Source organism: Haloferax sulfurifontis ATCC BAA-897 (assembly GCF_000337835.1).
Classification (GTDB): Archaea; Halobacteriota; Halobacteria; order Halobacteriales; family Haloferacaceae; genus Haloferax; species Haloferax denitrificans.
Window position 1 is genome coordinate 168,003 of the sequence record NZ_AOLM01000020.1, and the last position, 12,215, is coordinate 180,217.

Sequence of the window (12,215 nt, forward strand, 5' to 3'; positions counted from 1 at the left end):
CGACCGAGTAGAGACTGTGCTCGACTTCGAACGACTAATCGAGTGCATTTACCACCGGCCAATCGTCTATGTAGAGAATCTTTACGGGTGAGTCACGAGTATTGAAGAAAAATATTTTTCAATAAGGGCCGATGATTGGACTTCCACCGTGGTGACCAATCGTGGTTGAATTACAGTCGGTCGGGTTCGAGTCGGAGCTCAGCCTGTTCAAATACGACACCCTCGAACAGCTTCCGGAGAGCCACCGCGACCTCGACGAGGCCGCCCGCTCCCGGCGAATCGCCGCCGCCCGCGAGGAGCTCGGCGACCGCGTCGTCGTCCTCGGGCACAACTACCAGCGCCGGGAAATCGTCGAGCACGCGGACTTCATCGGCGACTCCTACGAACTCTCGAAGCGCGCCGCCGAGTCGGACGCCGACTACGTCGTCTTCGCCGGCGTGACGTTCATGGCCGAGAGCGCGGACGTCATCACCGGCGACGACCAGACGGTGATTCTCCCGTCGATGGAGGCGTCGTGTCCGATGGCCGGGATGGCCGAGGCCGTGCAGGTCGACTCCGCGTGGGAGACGCTCGTCGAAGAAAGCGGCGGCAAGGACATCGTCCCCGTGACGTACATGAACTCCTACGCCGACCTGAAGGCCTTTTGCGCCTCCCACGGCGGGCTCATCTGCACCTCCTCGAACGCCGCCGACGCCTTCGAGTGGGCCTTCGAGCGCGGCGACGCCGTGCTGTTCCTTCCCGACAAGCACCTCGGGCGCAACACGGCCGACGACCTCGGCATCGACGGCGTGGTCGAGTGGGACCCGTGGGCCGGCGACGTGGCCGAGTCGATGGGTGCCGCCGGCGAGGTGGAACCCGACATTCCGGACCTCGGCGACGCAGAAGTCATCCTCTGGGACGGCTACTGTCAGGTCCACGAGCGCTTCCGCGTCGACCACGTCGAGGCGGCGCAGGCCGACGGCGCGAAGGTCGTCGCCCATCCCGAGTGCCGCCCGAGCGTCGTCGCGGCCGCCGACGAGGTCGGCTCCACGAGCCACATCTGCGACGTCGTCGCGAACGCCGACCCCGGCGAGACGTGGGCCATCGGCACCGAGGTCCACCTCGCGCGACACCTCGCGCGCTGGCACCCCGAGGTCGACGTGCGCCCCCTCTGCGGCGACGCCTGCATGGACTGCAACGCCATGCGGCAGGTCGACCCCAACTACCTGACGTGGGTGCTCGAAGAACTCGCCGCGGGCCGCGAACCCAACGTCGTCGAGGTCGCGCCCGAGGAGAAGGAACTCGCCGCGGTCGCGCTCGACCGCATGCTCGAACTATGAAGGCCGACGTGCTCGTCGTCGGCTCCGGCATCGCCGGCTGTGCCGCGGCCCTCGCCGCCGCCCGCGAGGGGGCCGACGTGCTCGTCGTCACGAAGGCGACCGAACCCGAGGACGCCGCGTCAGACTGGGCGCAGGGCGGCATCGCCGTCACCCGGTCCGCGCCCGCGGAGTTCGCCGCCGACATCCGCCGGGCGAGCGACGACACCGCCGACCCCGAGGCCGTCGAGACGCTCGTCTCCGAGTCCCGCGCCGTCGTCGAGGACGTGCTGTTGGACACGCTCGGCGTCGAGTTCGACGCGGCGGGCGACGGCGACGCCGGCGACCCGGGTTCTGGCGACGCCGCCGGCACCGACGCCGCCGACTTCGACCTCGCCCGCGAGGCGGGGCACTCCAGCCGCCGAATCCTCCACGTCGACGCCAGCACCGGCGCGCACGTCCTCCGGCCGTTCCTGAAGCACCTCTCGGCCCGCGACGGCGTGCGCATCGTCGAGGACGCGATGGCGCTCGACCTCCTGACCGAGGAGGGGACCGTCCGCGGCGCGACCGTCCTCGCGGGCGGCGAGGTCGAACCCGTGTTCGCCGGGGCGACCGTCCTCGCCACCGGCGGCATCGGCGACTGTTACGCCCGGTCGACCAACCCCGCGGGCGCGGCCGGCGACGGCGTGGCGATGGCCGCGCTCGCCGGCGCGACCGTCTCTGACATGCAGTACGTCCAGTTCCATCCGACGGCGTACGACCCCCGGACTGACCCACGGGCCGACGACGACGCGCGACCGTTTCTCGTCAGCGAGGCCGTTCGCGGCGAGGGCGCGGTCCTGCGCGACGCCGACGGCCGCCGCTTCATGCCTGACGTGCACGAAGACGCCGAACTCGCCCCCCGAGACGTGGTCGCCCGCGCCGTCTCCCGCGCCCGCGACCGGACCGGCCGCGTCGTCCTCGACGTGGCCGACCTCGCCTTCCGCGGGGAGTTCCCCGACCTCGCGGCGCTCTGCGACGACCGCGGCGTCGACCTCGACGCCGGCATCCCGGTCGCCCCGAGCGAGCACTTCCTCTGCGGCGGCGTCGCCGTCGACGACCGCGGCAGGACCTCGCTGTCCCGGCTGTTCGCCGTCGGCGAGTGCGCCCGCACCGGCGTCCACGGCGCGAACCGACTCGCCTCGACCAGCCTGCTCGAAGGCCTCGTCTGGGGCGTCCGCGCCGGCGAGACCGCGTCCGACCGGGGCCGCGGCGAGGCCGAGACCGTCGAGTACGCGCCGCCGCGCGACTCCGACCCGGCGCTCCCCGACGCCTTCGCCGACACGAAGTTCGACCGCCTCGGGCGGACGATGGACGAGTTCGTCGGCATCGAGCGCACGCCCGACGGCCTCGACACCGCGCGGGCGCGGCTCCGCCGCCTGAAAGGCGAGGTCGACGCCTACGCCCGCACCCGCGTCTCGCGGGCCGTCTACGAACTCCGGAACGCCTGCGTCGCGTCGCTCCTCGTCGCCCGCGCGGCCGCCGACGCGCCGTCGGCCGGTTGTCACTCGCTCGTCGACCCCGACGGGCGCGAGGGAAGCGAGGGAGGCGACGGAGGCGAGCGTGGCGACGACGCCGGACAGGGGGTGACCCCGAGTGCTGACGACTGAGACGGTCGAGCGCTGGCTGGCCGAGGACGTCGGCCACCGCGACGTGACGAACGACGTGCCCGGCGACACCACCGGCCGGCTCGTCGCCAAGGAACCGGCGGTCGCCGCCGGTCTCGACGCCGCCGTCGCCGTCTTCGGCTCCCTCGGCGTCGAGGCCGAGCGAGCGGTCGAAGTCGGCGACGCGGTCGAAGCGGGCGACGAAGTCCTCCGCGTCGAGGGCGACGCCCGGAACGTCCTCCGCGGCGAGCGCGTCGCCGCCAACGTCGTCGGCCACGCCTCCGGGGTCGCCACGACGACCCGCGAGGCGGTCGACGCCGCCCGCGAAGTCTCGGATTCGGTTCGGGTCGCCGCGACCCGCAAAACCACCCCCGGCCTCCGCGGCGTCGAAAAGCGCGCCGTCGTCGCCGGCGGCGGCGACACCCACCGCCTCACGCTCTCCGGGATGGTGATGGTCAAGGACAACCACGTCGCCGAACTCGGTCTGGAGGAGGCGGTCCGCCGCTTCGCCGAGCGCAAGTCGTTCGCGACCAAGCTCGAAGTCGAAGTCGAGACGCCCGCGATGGGCGAGCGCGCCGCGGCCGCCGGGGCCGACATCGTCCTGTTCGACAACCTCCCGCCCGAGGCGGTCCGCGAGGGCGTCTCCCGACTCCCCGAGGGCGTCCTCTCGGAGGCCAGCGGCGGCATCACTCCGGAGACGCTCCCCGACTACGCCGACACCGGCGTCGACGTGGTGTCGATGGGCTGGCTCACCCACAGCGCGCCGAGTTCGGACTTCTCCTTCCGGACCGGGTGAGGGGCCGGTCCACCCGGAGCGAAGGGAAAACCCCTTACTTTCGGTCGTCGCACTCGCGGGCAATGGGCTTCTTCGACGACCTCCGCGACCGCATCGAGGCGACAGACAGCGTCGTCTCGGTCGGCCTCGACGCCGATATCGACCGCATCCCCGAGCACCTGATCGACGAGGACCTCCCGCGCTGGGCGTTCAACCGCCGCATCATCGACGCGACCCACGAGCACGCCGCGGCGTTCAAGCCGAACGCGGCGTTCTACGAGGACGAAGACGGCTGGCGCGCCCTGCGGGAGACCATCGCCTACGCCCACGGCAAGGGCGTGCCGGTCCTCTTGGACGCCAAGCGCGCCGACATCGGCAACACGACCCGCAAGTACGCCGACCTGCTCGACGACGCCGACGCCATCACGGTCAACCCCTACATGGGCCGCGACTCCGTCCAGCCGTTCCTCGCCCGCGAGGACAAGGGCGTGTTCGTCCTCTGCCGCACCTCGAATCCCGGCGGCTCCGACCTCCAGTCGCTCGAACTCGACTCGGGCGAACCCCTCTACGAGCGCGTCGCGGCGCTCTGCGCCCTCTGGAACGAACACGGGAACGTCGGCCTCGTCGTCGGCGCGACCGGCCCCGACGAACTGGAGCACCTCCGCGAGCAGGTGCCCGACCTGCCGTTTCTCGTCCCCGGCGTGGGCGCGCAGGGCGGCGACGCCGAGGCCGCCGTCGAGTTCGGCCTCGCGGACGGCGTCGGCCTCGTGAACTCCTCTCGCGGCATCATCTTCGCCGGCGAAGACCGCGGCGAGGACTTCGACAAGGCCGCCGGGCAGGCGGCCAAGCGCCTCAAAAAGCGACTGAATCAGTACCGCTGAGGCGACGCGTGGGCGGGTTTCTCGGCCGCCTCGTCCGGCGGTCGCGCCCCGGCGAGACGTTTACCACCGTGCGACCCTAACTGCGCCCGTGGACCGAGACCGACTCGTCATGGGGCTCGCGGCGGTGTTCGCGGGCATCACCATGCTCCTCGTCGTGTTGGCGTTCGCCTACCGACAGCTCCTGTTGCTGTTCGTCGCCCTCCCCTTCGGCGCGACGACCTACTTCATGTACGCCCACGTCAGCGGCCGCCTCCACGAGCGGTTCCGCCGGACGCGCGTCCGCGCCGACGCCGGACGCGGCGGGTTCGGCTTCCGGTCGGAGCGACGGCGGAGCGACCGCCGGGAGACCGGCGGGTTCGGCGCTGGGCCCCGCGGCGACCCACAAGAGGGACCGCGCGCCGGGCGGTTCGGTCCAGACGGCGGATTCGGCGGCGAACGCCGCCGCCGACAGCGAACTCGCGGCGACGGGCCGAACGTCCGCCCGCCGCGACGCGGTATGAGCCGACGGCAAGCCCTCGACACGCTCGACCTCGACGACGACGCCTCCGCGGACGAGGTGAAAGCCGCCTACCGGAGGCGCGTCAAGGAGACGCACCCGGACTCGAAGACCGGCGACGAGGAGGCGTTCAAGCGCGTCAACCGGGCATACGAGCGACTGAGCGACTGAGCGCGTCTCGTTTCCTCTCGCATTCGACCGCCACACGTCTCGTCGGGCGCGTTCGCGTCGCTTCCGTCTCGATTGTGTTACAGTCTCATGGCAATCGCTACCGCGGAAAGCGTTTTCACGGTCGGTTTCCTACCCGAGTCCATGAGCGCGGATCGGGCTCTCTTGGACGAGGCCCTTGAGCGCGGTGAGGAAGAAGGCGGAAACGTCGAGTTCAAAGAACGCCTCACCCGCGCCGTTCACCTGTCCGACGGCCGGATGGAGTCGCTCGCGGCGCAACTCAGACACCGAGTGCTCTCCGGCGACGGCGTGGCGACCTACGTGGTCGGCGTCACCGACGACGGCGGCATCGCCGGCATCCCGCCGGACGACTTCTCCGAGACCATGGACGTGCTGTCGCTTCTGGCCGAGGAGGCCGGGGCGCACATCGAGGACGTGGAGACGTGGGGCGTCGGCGACTCGGCCGAGCGCGGCCTCGTCGGCGTCGCGACCATCCGCGAGGGCGCGATGCTCGACGTGGACGACGACCACATCGTCGTCGGCACCGCGGGCCACGTCGACCACGGCAAATCGACGCTCGTCGGCTCGCTCGTGACCGGACAGGCCGACAACGGCAACGGCGGCACGCGGTCGTTCCTCGACGTGCAACCCCACGAGGTCGAACGCGGCCTGTCCGCGGACCTCTCGTACGCCGTCTACGGTTTTGCCGACGACGGCCCGGTCCACATGCGCAACCCCCACCGGAAGTCCGACCGAGCGCAGGTCGTCCAGGAGGCCGACCGACTGGTCTCGTTCGTCGACACCGTCGGCCACGAGCCGTGGCTCCGAACGACGATTCGCGGCCTCGTCGGCCAACGCCTCGACTACGGCCTGCTCGTCGTCGCCGCCGACGACGGCCCGACGCGGACGACCCGCGAACACCTCGGCATCCTGCTCGCCATGGAGCTTCCGACGGTCGTCGCCATCACGAAGGTCGACGCCGTCTCCGAGGAGCGCGCCGCCGAGGTCGAACGCGAGGTCGAGCGCCTCCTCCGCGACGTGGGCCGGACGCCCCTGAGCGTCGAGCGCCACGGCGTCGACGCCGCCGTCGAGGAGATAAGCGAGTCGGTCGTCCCGCTGTTCCTGACGAGCGCGGTCACGATGGACGGCCTCGACGACCTCGACCGGCTGTTCGAGGCGCTCCCGAAGCGGAGCGCCGCCGAGGGCGAGTTCAAGATGTACATCGACCGGACCTACTCGGTCACGGGCGTCGGCGCGGTCGCCTCGGGCACGGTCAACTCCGGGGCGGTCGAGGCCGGCGACACACTGCTCTTGGGACCGATGTCCGACGGCGAGTTCCGCGAGGTCGAGGTCCGCTCCATCGAGATGCACTACCACCGGGTCGACCGGGCCAACGCCGGCCGCATCGTCGGCATCGCCCTGAAGGGCGTCCGCGAGTCCGAAATCGAACGCGGTATGGTGCTCCTCCCCGCCGACTCGGAGCCAGCCGCCGTCCGCGAGTTCGAAGCCGACGTGATGGTGCTCAACCACCCGACGCGGATTCAGGAGGGCTACGAGCCGGTCGTCCACCTCGAAACCATCTCCGAGGCGGCAATCTTCCACCCCGACGGCGGGCGGCTCCTGCCGGGCGACACCGGCACGACCCGCGTGGAGTTCAAGTTCCGCTCGTACTTCGTCGAGGTGGGCCAGCGGTTCGTCTTCCGCGAGGGGCGGTCCAAGGGCGTCGGCACCGTGACGAAGGTCGACTAGAATAGCACGGACGGCGACGCAGATTCGCCTCGCCGACGGTCAGGCCGCGTCTTCGACCGCGACGTAGCCGTCCGGTCGGTTTTCCGCCGCGTCGAACAGCACCGCCCAGTCGAGGAGCCGCGCGACTCTGTCGCGCCAGCGCGACTCCCACCCCTCGGGGTCGCGGTGGCGCTCCCAGTTCGGCACGGTCGGCTCGAACGCCTCGAACACCGCGTCCGCGGACGTCGGCTCGTCGCCGAGGGCGTCGAGCGCCTCGCGCGCGCCGAAGACGTTCTCTTCGAACGCGCTCCGCAGGTCGTCGGCGTCGGGGTCGTCGCGGACGCGCTCGAAGCCGCGGCTCACCTCGCGGGCGAGGCCGAGCGACTGGCAGAACACGAGCCAGTCGCGGCCCTCGTCGGGCGTCACGTCGAGTCGGGTCGCCACTCGGCCACAGCAGTCGTCTTCGGACCCCGGAATCAGGGGGACGGCGCGGTGGGCGTCCCACAGTCGGTCGAGGGAGTCAGGCGCGGGCGGGACCGGCTTGCGCCTCACAGTCCGAACGACTCGGCGAGCACGTCCTCGTCGGTCTCGCCGAGGGTGTACGTCGGCCCGTCGACCACGTCGACCGTGACCTGCGCGGGGCCGAACACGTCGGGGTCGACCTCGCCGAAGTCCCAGTCGGCGTCCTCGAACAGCTGTTCGAACGGAACGCCGTAGTCAGCCCCGGCCGTGGATATCGCGCGGTCGAAGTCGTCGAAGTCCTCGCTGACGGTGACGTGGACGCGCCCGCCGTAGGCGACGGCGTCGTTCGTCCGACCCATGGCGACGCTCTCGTCGTAGCTGACGGGGGCGAGCGGGGCGGAGCCGTTGATAGAGAGGACGTTCGTCGGGTCGTACCCCGCCTCGAAGAGGTTGAAGACGGCGAGTTCGGCGGCGCGGGCCGCGCCCGTGACGCTTCCGACGAGCGAGCCGGTCGCGTAGGTCGGCAGGAAGACGGCGCTCGGTTCGAGGCCGGTCGTCTCCGCGACGTGTTCGGCCACCTCGTCGGTCGGAAGGTCGATGCTCTCGACGGCGAGGACCGTCAGGTCGAACTCGTCGTAGTAGCCGAGGTGGTGGAACTCCTCTTCCTCGCCGACCAGCGCGCGGGCCGGGCCGGAGCCGAGACCGTCGAAGCCGTCGAAGGTGAGCTCCCAACCGGCCTTCTGCGAGCAGAGGAGCGCGAGCGCCGGGCGGTCGGTGGAGAGTTCGACGTGCGGACGGGGCGTGCCGGCGACCTCGCCCATCCGCGTCTGTACCGTGGCGAGACCCGCGGTCTGAATCTCCGCGAGGAGCATCCCCGCTTCGACACCGCCGTCGGCGTCGACGCCGAAGTCGATGACCGTCGCGCCCGAGTCGAGTTCGTAGCCCTCGATGCCGAGCTCTCCGGCGAAGTCGAGCGCCTCGTCGACCAGTTCGATGGCCATCCGATTGATGCTGTCCATGCGAGGCGATTGCGCGCCTTCGGCTAAAGGGTTTGTCAGTCACCCACCGCTCCGGGTCGCGTGGACGTGTCTCGTGTCTCGTGTCTCGCACGGCGGACCCGCGTGGCGGGTCGCCGCGGCCCGCGAAGCTACTCGCGGTCGCGTCTCGCTTCCCGCCCGAGGTGGGCTTCGACGGCGTCGACCTTGTCGGCGGCCGTCTGGTCTTTCGTGCGCTTGTCGTCTATCTTCAGGAACGAGCTCACGCGGTCGCCGTCGACCGCCTTGTGAGCCGCGCCGACCGCCGCGAGCAGTTCGTCGATGTCGTCGGCCTCGATGACCGTTCCCATCGGGTTCGTCTCGTAGGCCACGTCGAAGTCGTCGAGGGCCGCGACGGCCTTTGCGACCTCGCCCGACATGCTCCCTTCGACGACCGGTGCGACGCTCAACATGGCGATGACTGTCATGGCCGTACCAACGCGGCACGCGGTAGTAAAACGGGGTGGGCCGAGCCAGCCGGGCCGGCGACCGAACCGACGAGGCTATGACCTCGAACAGCCACAGATTCCGATATGTTCCAGAGCCAACTCACTCGGCTGGCGCTCGTGTTGGGGGCGAACGTCGTCGGCGGGGTCACCCTCGGTTCGGCCATCGGCGGGGCCGTCGGCTACGCGGCGGAGTGGACCGTGACGGGTGCCGTCTTGGGACTGGCAGTCGCCGTCTTCGCCGTCCGTCGGTAGTCGCTCTCACCGAGAGCCGCCGCCGACCGGGCGCGCATCGCGCTTTTCTCGTCAGCCGACGTATCAGCGCCCATGAATCCGCGCGTCGAGAGAGCGCTCACGCTGGGCCGGGCCATCGCCTACGAGGTCCGGACCGAGCGGCTCACCTTCATGGCGGGCAGTATCGCCTACGGAGCGTTCGTCTCGCTGTTACCGCTGTTCCTGCTCGTCCTCGCGGCCGTCTCCGCCACCGGTAACAGCGGTCTCCGCGAGAGCGTCATCGCCGTCATCCAGTCCGTCTTGACCCCCGGCGCGGGCGACGTCATCGTCGCCGAACTGGAGTCGTCGACCCAACTGGCGAGCCTCTCCGTCGTCGGGGTGCTCGTGTTGGTGTGGGGGACGCTCCGCATCTTTCGCGGCCTCGACACCGCCTTCTCAGACATCTACGAGTCGGAAGCGGCCAACACCTTCGCCGACCAACTCTCCGACGGCATCGTCGTGCTCGTCACCGTCGCGGTCGCCGTCGTCGCCGGCGCGCTCATCGAGTCCGCGCTCCCGGCGCTCGACGGGGCGCTCGGGTGGGCCGTCTACCGCGGCCTCCTCGTCGGCGTCCTGTTCGTGACGTTCTACCCGATGTACTACATCTTCCCCGACGAGGACGTGACCTATCTGGAGGTCGTCCCCGGCACGCTCGTCGCCGCCGTCGGCCTGACGACCTTCGAGTCGCTGTTCCGGCTCTACGTCGAGTTCAGCAGTCGCGCCCCCGAATCGAGCGTCGTCGCCGGCATCCTCGTCCTCCTGACGTGGCTCTACTTCAGCGGGCTCGTCATCCTCCTCGGCGCGGCCGTCAACGCGGTGTTGTCGAACCGCTCGCGCGACGTGAACGTTCGCCCGCTGTTCGGCGGCGTCCCCCTCGACTCGCAGGTCGACACCGTGACTCGCGGGGAAGTGACCGCGGCCATCGAGCGACTCGACCGCCTCGTTGCGGCCGCGCCCGACGAGGACCTGACGCTTCGCGTCGGCGACGAGTCGGTCACACTTCCCCGGCCAGAGCGGGTCGTCACGGACACCGAAACCAGTCGGTTCCTGCCGGAGGGCCCCGTCAGACTGGAACTCAGATGGTCCTCGTGGCCTGACAGTCACGAGGAATGACGACGGGCGTTATGGGACTGGCGTGCGTATGCGACACTATGGCAATAAAGACACCAGCCCGCCCGACCCAGCCGGCGCGACCACTCGAAGAGGACCGAACGAAGTGGGAGGCCACCGAGACGACCGCCGAAACTGCCTCGCGAGCGGTCCGACCCCCGACCGTCGTCGAACACCGGCGACTGCCCGAGAAGAACTTCGGCGAGGCGCAACTCGTCTGGCGGTGTGACGACTGCGGCGAACTCGGCTCGCTGACCGCGTTCCCGTCGTCGTGTCCCGACTGCGGCGCGGGCCGCGAGGCGCTGTTCTACTTCACTGAGGACTGACCCCCTCGGTCGAGCGCGGTCCGCCACCGGCCGACCGCGACCGTTTTCCCGCCGGCCGACGATCCACGGATATGTACCTCTCTCACCCCGTCCGTCGCATGCGCGACGACCCTCTGGACGGCGAGGTCGTGGCGCTCCGCGTCGAACCAGCGGACGACGCCCGCGAGGCGCTCGAAACCCGCGTCGAGTCGCTCGGCGGAAGCCTCGAACGTGAACTCCGATTCGGCGGCGTCGTTGTCTCGCTCGCGGAGTCGGCCGTCTCCGACCTGTGCGAACTCGACGGCATCGAGCGAATCGAGACGGCCGACACGCTCGGCTACTGATTCTTCGCCCGCGCGTGCGAGAACGGGACGGTCCGCTCGGGCATTAGTGTCAACTACTTAGTAGACCCCCTGCGGACGTGGCGTATGGTCCGTCTGCCCTCCCGAATTGCGCGAGTGACCGGTGTCGTCGCCGCCGCACTCATCGCCCTCGTGACGTTCCCGACCGTATCATGAGCCCCCTCACCGACCTCGGGGGGCTCCCCCTGCTCGTCGCGTACCTGTTGCTCCTCGCGGGCACGGCCGTGCAGTATCGGCGCGAGAAGCTCTCCGGCACGCGGGCGGTTCTCCTCGTCGGGATGTGTCTCACGTGGCTCTCGTACGCCCTCTTGCAGGTGACGCAAGGCGGGGTCGTGCCGACGGGCACGCCGCTCAACTACGCCCTCGACGCGCTCGCCGTCGTCGTCCTCGTCGCCGGCGTGGCCGCGATGGCCTGGTGGTGGCGGACGCGGGACGAAACGTGAGAGTTTCCGGGGGCGCGTCGCTGACGGGGTTGCGTTCGGAGACGTGCGTCGGCCGGGAGTTCACCGAGCACCGTGAGATGAACGCAGGCGCACCGGCGAGACCGGCGGTCGAGTCGGTGAGACGGGGTTTGAGCCGAGCCGAGACGATTTCCTCGCGATGCTCGGAACTGCGTCTCGTCGGGTTCGAAATCCCAGCGTCCCGCACACAGCCTCAAGACCGAGAGACACGGAGGTCTCTCGGAGGTTTGTGTTCGGCAGAAGTGCGTCGGCTGGGATTTGAACTCCACTCGCTCACTCGCGTTCGCTCGCTAGTTCAAATCCCAGCGTCCCGCATTCACAACTCACAGTCCGAGCGACACGCACAGCGGTCGCTCGGAAGGTAGATTCGTTGTAGAAGTGCGTCGGCTGGGATTTGAACCCAGGTTGTGACCATGGCAAGGTCACGTGATACCACTACACTACCGACGCATGTGGTGGAAGTGCGCTGGCTGGGATTTGAACCCAGGTTGTGACCATGGCAAGGTCACGTGATACCACTACACTACCAGCGCATTCCGCGTGTATCGTGGCGTGCTACTGCGTTACTCGATAGTGTCGGGTTGATAAATAAGGCTTGCGAAACGGGGGAGAAATCGGGCGACGGCGCGCCACCTGCTACCACGTGAGATTCGCCCTCGGCGACCTGTCGCCGACCGTGTAATTATGTACCACGCGACATTCGCCAATCTCCCGCAAACTGGGTCGTGGGACGCTCTATCACCCCAGAACGGATTCGCTACTCTTTTAGGTAG

General features: G+C 69.6%; 14 protein-coding genes and 2 tRNA genes. 11 read left to right on the plus strand and 5 right to left on the minus strand.

From position 1 onward, the window contains the following. Positions 1 to 161: 161 nt before the first annotated feature. The 6 genes from nadA (at position 162) to C441_RS12020 (ending at position 7,010) form a co-directional block, all read left to right on the plus strand. Positions 162 to 1,319 (plus strand): quinolinate synthase NadA, encoded by a 1,158-nt coding sequence (gene nadA, locus C441_RS11995; RefSeq protein ID WP_007275321.1) that lies wholly within the window; start codon positions 162 to 164, stop codon positions 1,317 to 1,319. Then, positions 1,316 to 2,944 (plus strand): L-aspartate oxidase, encoded by a 1,629-nt coding sequence (locus C441_RS12000; protein ID WP_007275322.1) that lies wholly within the window; start codon positions 1,316 to 1,318, stop codon positions 2,942 to 2,944. The genes nadA and C441_RS12000 overlap by 4 nt, the downstream gene beginning before the upstream one ends. After that, positions 2,931 to 3,737, plus strand: a complete 807-nt coding sequence (nadC, locus tag C441_RS12005; protein WP_007275323.1) for a carboxylating nicotinate-nucleotide diphosphorylase — start codon at positions 2,931 to 2,933, stop codon at positions 3,735 to 3,737. The genes C441_RS12000 and nadC overlap by 14 nt, the downstream gene beginning before the upstream one ends. Before the next feature lie 62 nt (positions 3,738 to 3,799). After that, positions 3,800 to 4,597, plus strand: coding sequence for an orotidine-5'-phosphate decarboxylase (gene pyrF, locus C441_RS12010; RefSeq protein ID WP_007275324.1), 798 nt, complete (start codon positions 3,800 to 3,802; stop codon positions 4,595 to 4,597). Between the two features lie 88 nt (positions 4,598 to 4,685). Continuing rightward, a complete protein-coding gene (locus tag C441_RS12015; protein ID WP_007275325.1) occupies positions 4,686 to 5,264 on the plus strand; it encodes a DnaJ domain-containing protein in 579 nt (192 codons plus the stop codon). Positions 5,265 to 5,405: 141 nt separating this feature from the next. Next, complete coding sequence (locus tag C441_RS12020; RefSeq protein ID WP_007275326.1) at positions 5,406 to 7,010, plus strand: GTPBP1 family GTP-binding protein; 1,605 nt, start codon at positions 5,406 to 5,408, stop codon at positions 7,008 to 7,010. A 39-nt stretch (positions 7,011 to 7,049) separates the two neighbouring features. Here the strand turns inward: C441_RS12020 and C441_RS12025 are convergent, their stop codons facing one another. The 3 genes from C441_RS12025 to C441_RS12035 all read right to left on the minus strand — a co-directional run bounded on the left by C441_RS12025 (position 7,050) and on the right by C441_RS12035 (position 8,913). After that, positions 7,050 to 7,541 carry a hypothetical protein gene (locus tag C441_RS12025; RefSeq protein ID WP_049920562.1) on the minus strand — a complete coding sequence of 164 codons (492 nt, stop codon included), beginning with the start codon at positions 7,539 to 7,541 and terminating at the stop codon, positions 7,050 to 7,052. Beyond that, the gene (gene mch, locus C441_RS12030; protein ID WP_007275328.1) at positions 7,538 to 8,470 is read right to left on the minus strand and encodes a methenyltetrahydromethanopterin cyclohydrolase; all 933 of its coding nucleotides are present in this window, start codon (positions 8,468 to 8,470) and stop codon (positions 7,538 to 7,540) included. Before mch ends, C441_RS12025 begins: the two co-directional genes overlap by 4 nt. Positions 8,471 to 8,598: 128 nt before the next feature. Then, positions 8,599 to 8,913: an MTH1187 family thiamine-binding protein gene (locus tag C441_RS12035; RefSeq protein ID WP_007275329.1), complete on the minus strand. Its 315-nt coding sequence runs from the start codon at positions 8,911 to 8,913 to the stop codon at positions 8,599 to 8,601. Positions 8,914 to 9,018: 105 nt separating this feature from the next. Here C441_RS12035 and C441_RS19955 point away from each other — a divergent pair, with 105 nt between their 5' ends. The 5 genes from C441_RS19955 to C441_RS12055 all read left to right on the plus strand — a co-directional run bounded on the left by C441_RS19955 (position 9,019) and on the right by C441_RS12055 (position 11,424). Continuing rightward, complete coding sequence (locus C441_RS19955) at positions 9,019 to 9,186, plus strand: hypothetical protein (RefSeq protein ID WP_167321012.1); 168 nt, start codon at positions 9,019 to 9,021, stop codon at positions 9,184 to 9,186. A 72-nt stretch (positions 9,187 to 9,258) separates the two neighbouring features. Then, positions 9,259 to 10,317 carry a YihY/virulence factor BrkB family protein gene (locus tag C441_RS12040; protein WP_007275330.1) on the plus strand — a complete coding sequence of 353 codons (1,059 nt, stop codon included), beginning with the start codon at positions 9,259 to 9,261 and terminating at the stop codon, positions 10,315 to 10,317. A 38-nt stretch (positions 10,318 to 10,355) separates the two neighbouring features. Continuing rightward, positions 10,356 to 10,640 carry a DUF7130 family rubredoxin-like protein gene (locus tag C441_RS12045; protein ID WP_007275331.1) on the plus strand — a complete coding sequence of 95 codons (285 nt, stop codon included), beginning with the start codon at positions 10,356 to 10,358 and terminating at the stop codon, positions 10,638 to 10,640. Positions 10,641 to 10,711: 71 nt separating this feature from the next. Next, a complete protein-coding gene (locus tag C441_RS12050) occupies positions 10,712 to 10,963 on the plus strand; it encodes a hypothetical protein (RefSeq protein ID WP_007275332.1) in 252 nt (83 codons plus the stop codon). A 170-nt stretch (positions 10,964 to 11,133) separates the two neighbouring features. After that, positions 11,134 to 11,424, plus strand: a complete 291-nt coding sequence (locus tag C441_RS12055; RefSeq protein WP_007275333.1) for a hypothetical protein — start codon at positions 11,134 to 11,136, stop codon at positions 11,422 to 11,424. Between the two features lie 397 nt (positions 11,425 to 11,821). On the opposite strand, the gene C441_RS12060 is transcribed toward C441_RS12055, so the two are convergent. Beyond that, positions 11,822 to 11,892: transfer RNA gene (locus tag C441_RS12060), tRNA-Gly, on the minus strand. A 12-nt stretch (positions 11,893 to 11,904) separates the two neighbouring features. Further along, a tRNA-Gly gene (locus tag C441_RS12065) sits at positions 11,905 to 11,975 on the minus strand. Positions 11,976 to 12,215 lie beyond the last annotated feature (240 nt).